This window comes from Cryobacterium sp. TMT2-14 (genome assembly GCF_004402465.1).
Lineage (GTDB): Bacteria > Actinomycetota > Actinomycetes > Actinomycetales > Microbacteriaceae > Cryobacterium > Cryobacterium sandaracinum.
Map to the genome: position 1 here is coordinate 45,919 of NZ_SOFV01000022.1, position 14,233 is coordinate 60,151.

The following is a 14,233-nucleotide window of genomic DNA, read 5'->3' on the forward strand; positions in this document are numbered from 1 at the left end:
CTGAAAAGGGTCTCGCACGAGCACCACCGCACCGATCCCCCGGAAGCTGGTCAACGTCCCCGCCTGGATCTCCTCCTCCCCGCGGCGCACTACGCTGCACCTGCCCGAGCACTGGCACTGTGAGAAACCCTGGACGGCCCTGTTCGACCAGAACTTCCGCCCACGACAACCCGCCTAATCGGACCAACCAACCAACCAGCCAGCATCGGCATCAACTGGAGTGCCAGGTATCACCCCGGGCCGCGAGACCCAGACCTCACCCGCACTTGAATCTCCCCAAGCCCGCCAAACCGAAATCAGGACTCGCTCAGGGGCACACCGGTGGATTGAGGCTAGGAGTCAGCGGCCCCCACGCCCGATAGACCTCAGAGCCGCGTTCACGCCGAGGGCTGTCCGGGCGCGGGCGCGGGGTGCAGGTGCTGCGTGTTCACAGGCTTCAAGTTCGACCACGTCTGCCTTCTATCGCATTTGCGCGGCGCAGATCCAACTTGTCACGCTTGCGGAGCTCCTGATCACAACGGCGCACGACGTAGAAAACCAAGCTGACGACCATCAAAACAACAACGATCACGGCGACGATCCACAACACATCGGCGGTATCCATTCGTGTTCCGCCCCTGGTAACGCAGGCGTTGGCGGTCTAGATGGCTTTCCTGAAAATGCGCTTCGCATGCTAGCCCCCCGGGTGCACTCCCCGCAGGTGTGTACATACGAGTTGATGCATATGATCATTGCGGAAACGAAAGGAATGAAAACTTGAGCGGCACTGACAAATTCAAGAATGACGGAGAAAAAGTCATCGGTATGGCTAAAGAAGCGGCGGGTGATGCCACGGACAACGACAAACTCCAAGCCGAAGGCAGGGCCGATCAAACAAAAGCCGACCTGAAGCAGGCCGGCGAAGACATCAAAGACGCCTTTCGAGGTTGATCATCATCGCGTCCGAACGGCAGCGCCAGGACCGAGAGACTCCTCGGAGGATCGCGCGGCGCGCCGTCACGCTTATCGTTCGCCGCTACCGACAAAACTCGGAGATTAGAGGATCAGCATGAATGGCAATGGCAGCACCCAGAATGAACCGATTGAGGCCCAGCACTCTCAATCGGATGACTACAAGGTCGCGGGGATTCTCGCACAGGAGGAGGCAGACCTCGCTGGCCACAGCAAGCCCCAAGTTCTCGACGCGTTGCGTGAACGATTCGCAAATACTGGTACACCCTGAGCGAGGCAGCTCTCCAGGACCATGCACGTCGTATTGCCGGACTGCACCCAAATGATTTCTCAAGCAAGTGACCGTGACTAAGTAGCGGCACGCGGCGGCAAATTTTTTTGGATGCCAATAGGAGCCAGCGAAACCAGGCGGCGATGCAAATGTCTCGTTAACTCAGGACGCGGCCAGTATTTGACTTGAGCGACACTCCGAAGTGCGCTTCGACGCTGCCCGTATTCCCCGGGTGAGCCCACCTTCGTTTCTCTGCCCCGTCGCAGCTATGGCCTGGAGAATCTTGGCCCGGCGTCATCTTGAACTTGAAATGGTACCCACCGGACCTGCCTCTCGCTCGCGCCACTGCGAGCCCGGTAACGGTGTGCTCCGAAATGAGTGGTCGCTCCGATTCGGCCAGGCCGCGAAGATCCCGAATACGATCTTTCCGGGGTGACGTCCGTCTGATCTGACCGGTGTGTACCCGGCGCCTACGACTCGGTCAATGGCAGTGACGGGGACGAAATTATCGAACTTACATGCGACGTTGTCCTCATCACTGATGTGCTGTTGAGCCATCCGGGGACCGGGACTCATCCGAGCAGAGTGGTATCCGTTTCTCGGGCCAGGCACTCGGTCTGAGCGTGAAACTCGGCGTGGTGTTCCGCTGTCCTAATAATGATGGACCAAGGCGACCCGTCCAGTCCCGACAACTTCGTCGCATTTTGCCAGACGTACAGCCACAGGCCGAGCATGGCCTCGTCGACCGCGGCCGGGGTCTTTAGATGGTGGTTGCAGATCGCAAACGTCGTGACGCTCAAGTGGTCGTAGATCAGGCCGAACGCGGCCTGATTACCGGAAGCCATGCTGAGCATCAGCGTCTGCTGATCAGATGCCTCAGACTTCGGCGTCACTGCACTGGTCCGCTTCGATAGCCCGCGTCCGTTGACATTGTTCTGCACATAGGATCTCCACTGCTGAAATGCCGAGGCTCGTGACATGTGGTGAAACTTGATTATGACCAAGTGATCTACGTGCGATACAGGTTGAGGTCATCGCGACACTAGCACTCGCTGCCGGTCTGGGGCTGTCTCCTGAACGGTTGAGTCGTGATTCGAGAAGATATCAGTGCCGGACACCGACGCCTCACCGGAATTTACAACGCCGGTGGAAGCGAACACGGACTTTCCACATTTCTGCTGACTACCGCAGAAGTCGCAGGCCATATTGGCCAACTCCTCTCGGCCGACGACGACTGGCCGATCAGTGGCCTCACCCAGCCTCACCCAAGAGGAAGTGGTCCTCCTCCTCGGCGAAATCAGCGGTTAGGGAGCCTACGATGCACGGCTATTGGTCATGCCACCGGACGCCTCGGTTCCGAACACCGTAAGGGGTTCGGCTACCGTATCTCTGCCAGCGCGGGGCTGCGAAGGGGGTTCAACCGACTTACGGTCCAGATGACGGCGGCGAAAATGACGGTGGCAACAGCGATAGCAAGGGCATAGAGCGCGACGATGCCGTATCCCTGTGCCGGGTTCAAGAAGGGGTAAGGCACCCATCCGTCGGTTGCCCCGCGGAGGAGCACGACCATGATCCACACGATGGGGTAGATGAGGGCAATCCATAGTTCGTTCCATCGGAGTGGGCTGCGGTCGTTGAAGATCAGCCAATCGAGGGCTGCGTAGAGGGGCAGGACGACGTGCAGCACGGTGTTGGCCCAGGCCAGAGAGACGCCTCCTTCGAGCCCGGCGAGCAGCAAGTTGTAAACGAATCCGGTGATAACTATGTAGGTTGTGGCACACCCGCGCGCTAATACCAAACGTAGGGATTGGTGTCTCCCGGAGAAGGAAACGAAGGCGGAGACTGCCAGCACAATGACCACAATGATGTTGCTCTGCATCGTGAAAAACCCAAAAAAGTTGAAGGGGTTGATCGTGGCGTGGGTGGCTGTGTCGAAGAATGTCGACACGATCGCCGCTATGCCGAGGAGCACGATGGTCAGGCGAAGTGAAGGAGCAAGGAGTTTCATATTTCGTCTCTGATCGGTGGTGCGGGTGCTGTGCACCTCTGTGTCAAGAATCCTAAGGGCTGCGACTTACACGGCAGATGCCAGTGCTGGGGAACTGATGCCCCTGAATTTGATTTCACGGCCCGGGGTGCATGCGCGAAGGATCGATGGGGCCATTAGCTCCCAGGCCTTTCGGTCGCTGGCGCACGAGCCACGACCGCGGTTCCCTGCGGGACCTGGACGGGTCGGCCAGGCATTCGCCCGGCTCGCGCGGCGTGACTATGTCAGTCGCGAAGCAGCGCATCGCAGCGAACGCATCCGAGAGCGCGCTGCTCCTTTTCCTGCCCAAGGGCGCAGTGGTGTTGACCATGACGCGGACAGCGTTTGAGAACTCCGCCCGTGCAGGCGAGTTCGGGCAGCACTGCTACGCGCCCGACTTCTATAGCTTCGAAAACACCCTCGTCGACAAATGATCGGGCACCTGACCCGGAATCTCAGGGGTGCAACAACCTAAGTATCGAGACTGTCGCTGCGGTGCGTCCCGCTAGAGTTCCACGCCGTTAGGCGGCATCAACGCGGGCACGATCCTGGCGGTTGTGCCCTTGCGGCGGTAGAGGTGTCCTTGCTCAGGGTCGCCGTCCATGACGCTGGCGTCGGCTTGAATGATGGCGTGCCAGAGGGCCTTGAACCGGGCGACTTCTCCCGGGTGGAGCCACCAATGGGCGCACCACGGTATGGTTTAGTTCCGACGACCTCGACAGTGGCGAGGTGGCTGGTGAGCCAGTCGAGGAACATTTGGCGGACGTCGACCATGGCCTCGTCAATGCTCGGTCGAGTCGCAGTCGTCGTGCTCCGCCATGTGCTGCCAAGTTGATCATGTAGTGGTTTGGGTCGGCGTTTATCTGCACGGCACGCGCGGCCGCGTCGGGCGTAAACGACCCCAGTTTGGCGCGCTCACGAGGCACTCAGCCGAACTGCACGCCGCGCTGCACCAGGAACGGCTGCGGGTCGACGGCGGTGCCGTCCGTTCGCACCTCGAAGTGCAGGTGGCAGCCGGTGGAGGCCCCGGTGCTGCCGACGCTCGCGATGACCTGCCCGGCGATGACCGTCTCGCCGACGCTCACGAGGGTCTGGCCTTCGGCAAGATGCGCGTAGCCGGTGGCGATACCGTTGCTGTGGTTGATCAGGATCCAGTTGCCGTAGGTACCCAGAGGTGCTGCCGTGGCCACGACCCCCGCGCTCGCCGCATAGACGGCCGCCCCGCACGCCGTGCCGATGTCGGTGCCGCCGTGGAAGTCGTTCACCTCAGGCAGCGGTTTATCGTGCCGGGGACCGAAGGCATCCGTCAGGGAGCCGACCGCCGGCGCGGCCCAGCCCGCACTGCTCGGCTGGCCTCGGAGCCGGCCGCCGAAGTCGTCGGTGCCGGCCGCGGGAACCAGGTTGGGCAGCGGTGTCAGAACCAGGGCGACCGGCGTGCTCGCCGCGAGATCGGCCACCTTAGCGGAGGCCGCATCGAGCTCCTGCTGGGCGCCCTCCATAGCGAGGCGGGTGTCGGCGAGCGGGATGGCCTCGATCGCTGCCCGAAGTGCGGCGTCCTGGTCCTGCAGCGCATTCTCACGTTTCGTGTCGGCGTCGACCTGGGCCTGCACCTCTTCGAGGCTGTTCGTGAGCCGGTCCAGGCTTTCGAGCGTGGCGAGCCGGGTGAGCAAATCATTACCGTCGCTGCTGCCCGCGAGCAGCACGTCCACGGCCTCGGGCCCCGATCGCTGCAGGGTGGCGCGAACGAGCGTCGCCAGCGCCCGCCGGGATGCCTCGGCCCTGGCGGCGGCGTCGGCGCCGTGGTCGCGCACCAGATCGGCCTGAACGACAGTGGCGTCATAGTCGGCCTTTGCCCCGGCGTAGGCCAGTTTCGCTGCGTCGTAGGCGGCCTGAGTGGCGGCGGCGGCCGTTCGGGCGTCTGCTGCTGCTGCCCGGGCGGCGGATGCCTGGGCCTCGGCCGTGCGGGCGGCCGCGGCCGCTTGCTGGGCTGAGAAGGCGGCGGCCTGCGCTACTTCTACTGCTGCTGCAGCTCGATCGGCTGAGGCGGATCCGGCATCCGCGGTCAGCTCTGCCGGTGCCGGTACCTGTGCAGTCGGCTCGGCGGACGGTTCAGGCTCCGTGGGTGCGGACGGCTCTTCGCCCGACGCTGGGGGAGTGGTGGGTGTTGGTGTCGGGGTCGGCTCACCCGTCGGCTCCGTGGTGGGGGCTGGAGCCGGTGCCGGTTCGAGCGTGGGGGTAGGGGTGATTGTTGGTTTGGGCTTGGGCTTGGGCTCGGGCTCGGGCTCGGGCTCGGGCTCGGGGACGGGTGTCGGGGTGAGCGTCGGCACCGAGGAAGAAGTCGGCGCATTGATGGGGCAGGGCGCGGCGACCGAGTCGACCGGATCCGCGGCCGGCGGGGCATTCGTCGAGAGGAGCGTGGGACATGTCTCAGGGACAGCGGGCACCGCGGCAGCCGGATCCTCCGTTGCAGCAATAGGGGCGTCGTCGGCGAGGGACCGTGTGGGTGTCCCGAAAATCGCGAGGGCGACGATGACGGCGGCGGCGAGCGGCGTCGCCAGGTACCGCGGCGGGACCGGGGGCAGGGAAAGGCGGAGACGAGATCGGGGGGAGAGGTTCATGAGTCTCCGCAGTTCACTGTTTCAGGGCATCGATTCAGGGTATCGACGGGCAATCCCGGGGCGGTTGCAACGGGTTAGCGGGTCACATCATGACATGGGCCCGAGGGGCCGACAAGCGATTGACGCAGCCCGGATGCCGTGCTGCCCTGCGACGCCTGCGGGGCCTCAGGCCAGCGGCCCGACCACGCCCGCCGCGGCATCCCGCACCGCGCCCGACGCCACGAGGCCCACGATCGCCTCGATCTCGGGGGAGAGAAACCGGTCGTGGCCGGGGCCGTCGGCCACCGTGCGTACGAGGGCCCGCACCGCGCCGGTGGCCGCGCCGGGAGTGAGCGGCGCGCGCAGGTCGAGCGACCGCGACGCCGTCATCACCTCGATCGCGAGCACCCGGCCGAGGCCGTCGATCGAGTGCCGCAGCTTGCGGGCGGCCGCCCAGCCCATCGACACATGGTCCTCCTGCATGGCCGACGACGGGATCGAGTCGACGGATGCCGGCACCGCCAGCCGCTTCAAAACCGACACGATCCCGGCGGCCGTGTACTGGGCGATCATCAGCCCCGAGTCGACTCCGACCTCGTGCGCCAGGAACGGCGGCAGTCCCTTGTTGCGGTTCGCGTCGAGGTGGCGGTCGGTGCGCCGCTCACTCATGCTCGCGACGTCCGCGGCGGCGATCGCGAGGAAGTCGAGCACGTAGCCCACCGGGGCGCCGTGGAAGTTGCCGTTGGACTGCACCCGGCCGTCAAGGGTGACCACGGGATTGTCAACCGCGCTGGCCAACTCGCGGCCGGCGATCAGGGCGGCGTGGTCCATCGTGTCCCGGGCGGCGCCGTGCACCTGCGGGGCGCAGCGGATGGAGTAGGCGTCCTGCACGGTGGGGTCGTCGGGACCGGAGTGGCTGGCGAGCAGCGGGGAACCGGCCAGCAGCGTGCGCAGATTGGCCGCGCTCGTGGCCTGGCCGAGCTGGGGGCGGAGGGCCTGCAGGTCGGCGGCGAAGGCGGCATCCGTGCCGAGGAGCGCCTCGACACTCATGGCCGCAGCGATGTCGGCGGTCGTGAGCAGGCGGGACAGGTCGGCGAGGGCGAGCACGAGCATCCCGAGCATGCCGTCGGTGCCGTTGATCAGGGCGAGCCCCTCCTTCTCGGCCAGCACGACCGGGGTGATGCCGGCCGCGGCCAGGGCCAGACCGCCGTCCATCAGGGTGCCGGACGCATCCCGCACCAGCCCCTCGCCCATCACCGCGAGCGCGCAGTGCGCGAGCGGTGCGAGGTCGCCCGAGCAGCCGAGCGAGCCGTATTCGTGTACGACGGGGGTGATCCCGGCGTTGAGCAGGGCCGCGTAGGTCTCGGCGACCACGGGCCGCACGCCGGTGCGCCCGGTCATCAGAGTCGACAGGCGTAGCAGCATCAGCGCGCGCACGACCTCGCGCTCGACTTCGGGACCGCTGCCCGCGGCGTGCGAGCGCACCAGGCTCGCCTGCAGCTGGGCGCGGCGGTCGCTCTCGATGAACGTCGTCGCAAGAGCCCCGAATCCGGTAGAAATCCCGTAGTGCGGGTGCACGTCCTGCGCGAGTCCCTCGATGATGCGGCGGGTCGAGGCGACGCCCTCACGCGCCGCCGCGGGCAGCAGGACGGGCGCATCGTGGCGGGCCACCGCGGTGACGTCGGCGAACGAGATCGGGCCGGTACCCACGGTGACGGATGCGCTAGCGAGGTTCATACTCCGATTCGACACCAGCCGGACCGCCTGCACGACGGGATTAGAGTGGATGCTGTCCGGGATACCGGACATTCAGCGGTGCCGTTCACGCACACCGTTCACGGGAGGCAGGCGCATGACCCCGTCGAAGGTTCCGGCGGCGCAAAGCACGCTGCGCATCCTCTCCCATCTGGCCACGCAGCGTGGCCCGGTGCCGGCGTCCCAGATCGCCACGGCCCTCGGCCTGCCCCGCTCGAGCGTTTACGACCTGCTCGCGGTGCTCGCCGATCAGGGCTTCGTGGTGCACCTGCCCGAGGAACAGCGATACGGCCTCGGCCTGGCCGCCTTCGAGCTGAGCTCGGGCTTCTCCCGGCAGCAGCCCCTCTCACACCTTGGCCGTCCGCTCGTCGCTGCGCTGGTCGACCGGCTCGGTGAGAGCGCCCACCTCGTCGTGCTGCACGGGCGCGACGTGATCTACCTCGTCGAGGAGCGCGCCCCCCGTCGCCCGTCGCTGGTGACGGATGTCGGCGTGCGCCTCCCGAGCCACCTCACCGCGAGCGGGCGTGCGCTCCTCGCCGCGCTGCCGGCAGCCCAGCTGCGGGCGCTGTACCCCAACGCCGCCGCCTTCGCCACGCGCCACGGCCGGGGACCACGCACCACGGCGGAGCTGCGCACCCTGCTTGAACAGGTGCGCCGGGACGGGTATGCCCTGGAGGACGGGGAGATCACGGAGGGGATGGCATCCGTCGCCGTGGCCGTGCGCGACCACGCGGGCTGGCCCGCCGCGGGCATCGCCGTCACCTTCCCACGCGAGCGCATCGCCGAGGTGGACTGGCCGGCGCTCGCCGCGCAGCTCGGCGGCACCGCCGCGCAGCTCTCCCGGCGCATCCGCGGCACGTAGCCCTGCGGCACATGTGTTGCCTGCCCTCGGCTCCCGGCTCCGCGCTGCCTGCCGTGGCTCGCGGCCTCCACAACGCTCGTGGCGCACCCTGTGGAGGCGGGCGCTTGTGAGAACATGTGCCCGCTTCCCTACCCTGCGCCGCGAGGACGCGCCGCATCGCCGGCCCGCCGCCGCCAGACGGCCTCGCGGCTACTCACCGAGCGTCGTGTGCAGGAAGGCAGCCACCTTCTCGCGCATGGTTGCGTCGAGGATGCCGATCGAGTGCAGCGTTCCCGGCACCGTCACGAGCTCGTGGGCGACGCCCGAGCGTTCGAGTGCCGCCGCATACCCGGTGGCCTGCGACAGCGGAATGTACTCGTCGGTCGACGAGCCGAGGAATACGGGCGGATCGCTGCGGTCAAGGGTGCTCGCCGGCGACGCGGCTGTGGCATTGGCGCAGTCGCGCAGGGTTTCGCAGCCGACGTAGTCGCGCACAATGTTCTGCAGCCCCGCGGGGGCCCGGCCCGTGACGAGCGCCTTGTGGCTGAGGTCGAGCGGCGCGGAGAGTTCGGCGACCGCGGCGACCCGGGCCCCCGTGGTCAGCGACCCGGAACCGCGGGTGCCGAGCAGTGCGGCGAGGTTGCCGCCGGCCGAGCCGCCGAACACGCCGATCCGGTCGGGGTCGATGCCGTGGGTCTGCGCATTGACGGGGTCGCGGACCCACTCCACGGCCAGGGCGACGTCGTCGAGCGCGGCGGGGAACACAGCATCCGGTACCATCCGGTAGTTCACCGAGTAGGCGACGAATCCCTCGGAGGCGAGCCAGGCGCAGACTGCGCGCCAGTCGCTGTTGCCCTTGTCGCCTCGAGCCCAACTGCCGCCGTGGATGGAGATGACGGCCGGACGCAGCGCGGCCGCCGCGTCCTCCGAGGACAGCACGACCGGCGGCGCCGCCTCGAGGGTCGTTTCCGCAGCGGGGGTGATCGCCGGCGAGCACACGTCGAGAGTGAGCACGGCACCGTCCGCCTGGGTGCCGTACTCAACATTTTCGTCGACCGTGATGCCACCTGGCCGCTCGAATGTTCGGATGCCGACGATCTGGGTCGTGACGAGCTCGCTGCGCTGGTCGCCGGGTTCGTCGGGCGTCACGGAATACAGCTGGGGGCGGAAGCCGCCGAGGAGGGCCGTCGCAGCCACGGCGATGCTCACCGCGCCGGCAATCGTCAGAAAACGGATGCGATGCGAGCCGAATCGGGGATGGCGTGGGCCGGTGTTCACGTGTGCTCCGAGCTGCGGGGTAGTGCAACGAGACTAATTCGTTTCTCGCGCCGCACCGAATCCCGTCCGGGAACGGGGCGGGGCGTCCTCGCCTGGATTAGCGCGTCGGCGTCAGGTCCGGGGCGGCGTTTGCCTCGTCGGCCTGGTCGCCCTCGTCGGCCTCCGGCAGGATATGCGGCCGAAGGGCGGTGAGAATGCGGGTGACGTCCATCGCGACCGTCGCCGCGACCCCCAGCGACATCACCGGGGCAGAGTTTCGCCGCTCGTCCAGCTCGGTCATCAGGTCCGTCAGAGCGGCACCCGCCTCGGCGAATGCCGCCTGCTCGTCATCATCCGTGTCCCAGTCCCGCAGCACGGCGGCCGCGGCGTGTAAGGTCCGGCCGAGCGCCGGCCGCAACTCGGGGTGCAACTCGAGCTGGACCGGCTGCCCCCAGACCGCCGCGGCCAGCACCTCCGTCAAGTCGCGCACGTGGAAGGTCACGTCCTCAAGGGCCGACAGCTCGTCGTAGTCCGAGCGAAGATCCCGCTGATGCACGCGGGCGCGCGGGTTGCCCTTGCGACTGTCATCGGCGTGACTGACCGCCACGCGCACCGCGCGGCCGACCGCCACGAGTTCCTGACTGCGGAAGGCCCAACCGTCCCGTTCAGGCGGCCAGCTGTCGGCCAGGGCGTCGGCCACCTCCGAGAGCTGATCGGCCAGCGTGCGGCGAAAGCGGATCAGCTGCTGGCCGACGGCTTCGAAGGCCAACGGCGGAAAGAAGAGGAGGTTCACGGCGAGGCCGATCGCGATTCCCAGCGTCATCTGCACCAGATACCCGATGGAATAACCGTCGGCATTCGGCCCGCCGACGATCAGCACGAACAGCGCCGTCACCGGAATGTACTCCCGGCTGGCGCCGAACCAGCCGGTGGCCGAGATCGCGGCGCCGACGCCGACCGCGAGCGAGATTGTGAGAACGTTCGGCTCGCTCAAAACGATGACCGCCCCCGCGAGCAGGATTCCGACGGTGAGGCCGCCCAGGGTCTGCAGGGCGTTCCGCACCGAACTCATCAGCGTCGGGTACATGCTCACTAGCGCGCCCAGCGGGGCGTAGTAGGGGTAGTCATCCGCCACACCAGGCAGCAACGGCGCGATCGACCAGGCGATGGCGACGGCGATGGCGGCCTTGACCGCCTGCACGATTCTCGGGCTGGTCGCGGCCACTCCCAGCCAGGACACCGTCCTCCGTGCGCGATGCACACTCACCTGCGCCAAAGTGCCGGCGGCTGCCCGATCCCGGGTCATGGCCGGGTTCCCGGGATCGTCTTGGCAAAGCAGACGCTGAAGGCTTCGCCCACGTACTGACCGAATAGGGGAACCTCCCGGTAGCCGACGCTCCGATAGAAGGAGAGCGCGGCATAGCTCTCCGGTCCGGTCTCCAGCACGATTTCTCGGATGCCGCGGGCCGCGGCATCCGTCTCGATCCCCGCCAGCAGGCGGGCGGCCACGCCGCGGCCCCGGGCGTCGGGGTGCACGAACATGCGCTTCAGCTCCGCCGCGCTGGTCGTGCCGGCCCCACCAACCAGCGCGGCGATCCCCACGGCGCGGGCCGTCGCATCCCGCACGACGTACACGGCGACACCCGGCTGCTCGAGCTCGTCGACGTCGAGCAGAAAGTTGCTCTCCGGTGGGTACAGCGAGTGGGCGTAATCGCCGCTCAGTCGCAGCAACGCGGCGATCTCCGGCTGCCGCGGGGACTCAATGTTGATGGTCGTCAGCATGTGAACAGAGTAAGCGGTGAAGGTGATCCGTGACATTGCGGCATCGATCAGGTAACGTAGACAGGTCGGCTCTTGACACCGTGCGTTTTTTTGTGTGCGCGGATGGGTTTGTAAGTCAGGATGGGCCGGTTTCCCAGTAATCCGCTGGTGAAAAATCACTGTATGTGAACGGCCCCGGCCATAGACTGCCCGGGTTCTCAGGTTGCGTCGCGTGTGCGGCGTTGTTCTGCCATGTACCCAATACAACCCAGGAACATTTTTCATGCCTAAGAACTTCGATCCCAAGTACTCCGCCAAGGGTGGACCATCCAAGGGCGGCAGCAAGAGCCCCGGACACCGCGGCCACAACGCCGCCGAGGGTGCGCCCAAGAAAGCCCGGTGGAACGCCGGCGAGCGGGCCGACCGTGCCGCCGGCCGCCCCGCAGGCAATGACCGTCCGGCCTACGGCAACGGCCGCCCCGCCGGCAACGACCGCCCGACCTACGGCCAGCGCTCCGAGCGCCCCGCCTACGGCGACCGCCCGAACCGCAGCGACCGTCCCTCTTCTGGTGGTGCCCCGCGCGGAGACCGTCCCTCGTACAACAGCGACCGTCCCCGCAGCGACCGTCCCGCGTACAACACTGACCGACCCTCCTACGGCGACCGTGCCCCGCGTACGGATCGTCCGGCGTACAACAACGACCGTCCGCGCACGGACCGTCCGTCCTACGGCAACGACCGACCCTCCTACGGCGACCGTGCCCCGCGCACGGATCGTCCGGCGTACAACAACGACCGTCCGCGCACGGACCGTCCGTCGTATAGCAACGACCGTCCCTCTTACGGCGATCGTGCCCCGCGCACGGATAGTCCGGCGTACAACAACGACCGTCCGCGCACGGACCGTCCGTCCTACGGCAACGACCGACCCTCCTACGGCGACCGTGCCCCGCGCACGGATCGTCCGGCGTACAACAACGACCGTCCGCGCACGGACCGTCCGTCCTACGGCAACGACCGACCCTCCTACGGCGACCGTGCCCCGCGCACGGATCGTCCGGCGTACAACAACGACCGTCCGCGCACGGACCGTCCGTCGTACGGCAACGACCGACCCTCCTACGGCGACCGTGCCCCGCGCACGGATCGTCCGGCGTACAACAACGACCGTCCGCGCACGGACCGTCCGTCCTACGGCAACGACCGACCCTCCTACGGCGACCGTGCCCCGCGCACGGATCGTCCGGCGTACAACAACGACCGTCCGCGCACGGACCGTCCGTCGTACGGCAACGACCGACCCTCCTACGGCGACCGTGCCCCGCGCACGGATCGTCCGGCGTACAACAACAACGACCGTTCGTCCTACGGCGACCGTCCGGCCCGCACCGAGCGTGGCGGCTACGACCGTTCCGAGCGTTCGAACTCCGACCGTCCGGCGCGTCCGGCCCGCTCGGCGTCCGATGGCGGCCACTCCAGCAACTTCTACCCCGACCGCGACACCAAGGCGCACTTCGCCGCTGGTGACGACGTCGTGCTTGAGCGCCTCGAAGCTATCGCGACGACGGCTGCCGAAGTCGTCGGCGTGACCTTCGGCGACTTGGGCCTCGGTGAGAACATCGTGCGCGAGCTCGCCACCCTCGGTGCCGCAGCGCCGTTCCCGATCCAGGCCGCGACCATCCCGGACGTACTCGCCGGGCGCGACGTGCTCGGCCGTGGCAAGACCGGTTCCGGCAAGACCATTGCCTTCGGCGCTCCCCTCGTGGAGAAGCTGCTGGAGAACAACGGCGCCAAGGACCGCAAGATGGCCCGCAAGCCCCGCGCGCTCATTCTGGCCCCGACCCGTGAGCTGGCCCTGCAGATCGACCGCACCATCCAGCCCATCGCCCGCAGCGTCGGCCTCTTCACCACCCAGATCTACGGCGGCGTTCCGCAGTACCGCCAGGTCAGCGCCCTCCAGCGCGGCGTGGACATCATCATCGGCACCGCCGGTCGCATCGAAGACCTCATCGAGCAGGGTCGCCTCGACCTCAGCGAGGTCGTCGTCACCGTCCTTGACGAGGCCGACTACATGTGCGACCTGGGCTTTCTCGAGCCGGTTCAGCGCATCCTGCGTCAGACCAAGAAGGGCGGCCAGAAGCTGCTCTTCTCGGCCACCCTCGACAAGGGCGTCGCCTCGCTGGTCAAGGAATTCCTGATCAACCCGGCCGTGCACGAGGTTGCCGGCGAAGATCAGGCCTCCTCCACCATCGACCACCGTGTGCTCGTCATCGAGCACCGCGACAAGAGCGCCATCATCGGCCAGCTCGTCGACCGCCAGGGCAAGACGCTGATCTTCTCGCGCACCCGTGCCTACGCCGAACAGCTCGCCGAGCAGCTCGAAGACGCCGGCGTGAAGGCCACGAGCCTGCACGGCGACCTGAACCAGGCTCGCCGCACCCGCAACCTGCAGATGCTGACCAGCGGTCGCGTCAACGTGCTGGTGGCAACGGATGTCGCGGCTCGCGGCATCCACGTGGATGACATCGACCTGGTCATCCAGGCCGACGCTCCCGACGAGTACAAGACCTACCTGCACCGCTCCGGTCGTACCGGGCGCGCCGGCAAGTCCGGTACCGTCGTCACGCTCATCCCGAAGCAGCGTCGCCGCCGCATGGATGAGCTGCTGGGCCGCGCCGAGATCGAGGCCTCCTTCACGAACGCGGCCCCCGGCGACACGTCGGTGCGCGACCTCGCCGGAATGTAGTCGGCAGCAACTCCAGCACCTCCTGAAA

Annotated in this window: 12 protein-coding genes and 1 pseudogene; 4 read left to right on the plus strand and 9 right to left on the minus strand. The window is 67.1% G+C overall.

Translation table 11 applies throughout. The features are described from left to right. Window positions 1–436: 436 nt before the first annotated feature. Window positions 437–604 (minus strand): hypothetical protein, encoded by a 168-nt coding sequence (locus tag E3O28_RS16300; protein ID WP_158250303.1) that lies wholly within the window; start codon window positions 602–604, stop codon window positions 437–439. A gap of 152 nt (window positions 605–756) precedes the next feature. On the opposite strand from E3O28_RS16300, the gene E3O28_RS08300 reads away from it, so the two are divergent. Next, window positions 757–930 (plus strand): CsbD family protein, encoded by a 174-nt coding sequence (locus E3O28_RS08300; protein WP_134415597.1) that lies wholly within the window; start codon window positions 757–759, stop codon window positions 928–930. 608 nt (window positions 931–1,538) lie between these two features. Here E3O28_RS08300 and E3O28_RS16940 read toward each other — a convergent pair. From E3O28_RS16940 to E3O28_RS08315, 3 genes and pseudogenes are all read right to left on the minus strand, one after another. After that, window positions 1,539–1,651: pseudogene (locus E3O28_RS16940) on the minus strand (recombinase family protein); the annotation flags it as partial. 143 nt (window positions 1,652–1,794) lie between these two features. Continuing rightward, window positions 1,795–2,115 carry a hypothetical protein gene (locus E3O28_RS08310; RefSeq protein WP_104102601.1) on the minus strand — a complete coding sequence of 107 codons (321 nt, stop codon included), beginning with the start codon at window positions 2,113–2,115 and terminating at the stop codon, window positions 1,795–1,797. A gap of 485 nt (window positions 2,116–2,600) precedes the next feature. Further along, a complete protein-coding gene (locus E3O28_RS08315) occupies window positions 2,601–3,230 on the minus strand; it encodes a Pr6Pr family membrane protein (protein WP_104102598.1) in 630 nt (209 codons plus the stop codon). Between the two features lie 260 nt (window positions 3,231–3,490). Between E3O28_RS08315 and E3O28_RS08320 the strand changes: the two genes are divergently transcribed. Then, entirely contained in the window at window positions 3,491–3,682 is a 192-nt protein-coding gene (locus E3O28_RS08320; protein WP_134415598.1) for a hypothetical protein, read from the plus strand. A gap of 492 nt (window positions 3,683–4,174) precedes the next feature. Here the strand turns inward: E3O28_RS08320 and E3O28_RS08330 are convergent, their stop codons facing one another. Continuing rightward, on the minus strand, window positions 4,175–5,866 hold the full coding sequence (locus E3O28_RS08330) for a M23 family metallopeptidase (protein ID WP_134415599.1): 1,692 nt from the start codon (window positions 5,864–5,866) through the stop codon (window positions 4,175–4,177). Between the two features lie 165 nt (window positions 5,867–6,031). Then, on the minus strand, window positions 6,032–7,582 hold the full coding sequence (gene hutH, locus E3O28_RS08335; protein ID WP_134415600.1) for a histidine ammonia-lyase: 1,551 nt from the start codon (window positions 7,580–7,582) through the stop codon (window positions 6,032–6,034). A 115-nt stretch (window positions 7,583–7,697) separates the two neighbouring features. Here hutH and E3O28_RS08340 point away from each other — a divergent pair, with 115 nt between their 5' ends. Further along, window positions 7,698–8,462, plus strand: coding sequence for an IclR family transcriptional regulator (locus E3O28_RS08340; RefSeq protein ID WP_104102587.1), 765 nt, complete (start codon window positions 7,698–7,700; stop codon window positions 8,460–8,462). 189 nt (window positions 8,463–8,651) lie between these two features. On the opposite strand, the gene E3O28_RS08345 is transcribed toward E3O28_RS08340, so the two are convergent. From E3O28_RS08345 to E3O28_RS08355, 3 genes are all read right to left on the minus strand, one after another. After that, on the minus strand, window positions 8,652–9,719 hold the full coding sequence (locus E3O28_RS08345) for an alpha/beta hydrolase (RefSeq protein ID WP_104102583.1): 1,068 nt from the start codon (window positions 9,717–9,719) through the stop codon (window positions 8,652–8,654). Window positions 9,720–9,816: 97 nt separating this feature from the next. Next, entirely contained in the window at window positions 9,817–10,938 is a 1,122-nt protein-coding gene (locus E3O28_RS08350; protein ID WP_134415601.1) for an FUSC family protein, read from the minus strand. A 62-nt stretch (window positions 10,939–11,000) separates the two neighbouring features. Further along, window positions 11,001–11,480: a GNAT family N-acetyltransferase gene (locus E3O28_RS08355; protein ID WP_104102733.1), complete on the minus strand. Its 480-nt coding sequence runs from the start codon at window positions 11,478–11,480 to the stop codon at window positions 11,001–11,003. Window positions 11,481–11,742: 262 nt separating this feature from the next. Here E3O28_RS08355 and E3O28_RS08360 point away from each other — a divergent pair, with 262 nt between their 5' ends. After that, window positions 11,743–14,205: a DEAD/DEAH box helicase gene (locus E3O28_RS08360; RefSeq protein ID WP_134415602.1), complete on the plus strand. Its 2,463-nt coding sequence runs from the start codon at window positions 11,743–11,745 to the stop codon at window positions 14,203–14,205. Window positions 14,206–14,233: the final 28 nt, after the last annotated feature.

Bases quoted from the DNA above. Each gene is read 5' to 3' on its own strand.
- E3O28_RS16300 (WP_158250303.1), bottom strand. From the start codon at position 604: ATGGATACCGCCGATGTGTTGTGGATCGTCGCCGTGATCGTTGTTGTT.
- E3O28_RS08315 (WP_104102598.1), bottom strand. From the start codon at position 3,230: ATGAAACTCCTTGCTCCTTCACTTCGCCTGACCATCGTGCTCCTCGGC.
- E3O28_RS08320 (WP_134415598.1), top strand. From the start codon at position 3,491: ATGTCAGTCGCGAAGCAGCGCATCGCAGCGAACGCATCCGAGAGCGCG.
- E3O28_RS08330 (WP_134415599.1), bottom strand. From the start codon at position 5,866: ATGAACCTCTCCCCCCGATCTCGTCTCCGCCTTTCCCTGCCCCCGGTC.
- hutH (WP_134415600.1), bottom strand. From the start codon at position 7,582: ATGAACCTCGCTAGCGCATCCGTCACCGTGGGTACCGGCCCGATCTCG.
- E3O28_RS08340 (WP_104102587.1), top strand. From the start codon at position 7,698: ATGACCCCGTCGAAGGTTCCGGCGGCGCAAAGCACGCTGCGCATCCTC.
- E3O28_RS08355 (WP_104102733.1), bottom strand. From the start codon at position 11,480: ATGCTGACGACCATCAACATTGAGTCCCCGCGGCAGCCGGAGATCGCC.
- E3O28_RS08360 (WP_134415602.1), top strand. From the start codon at position 11,743: ATGCCTAAGAACTTCGATCCCAAGTACTCCGCCAAGGGTGGACCATCC.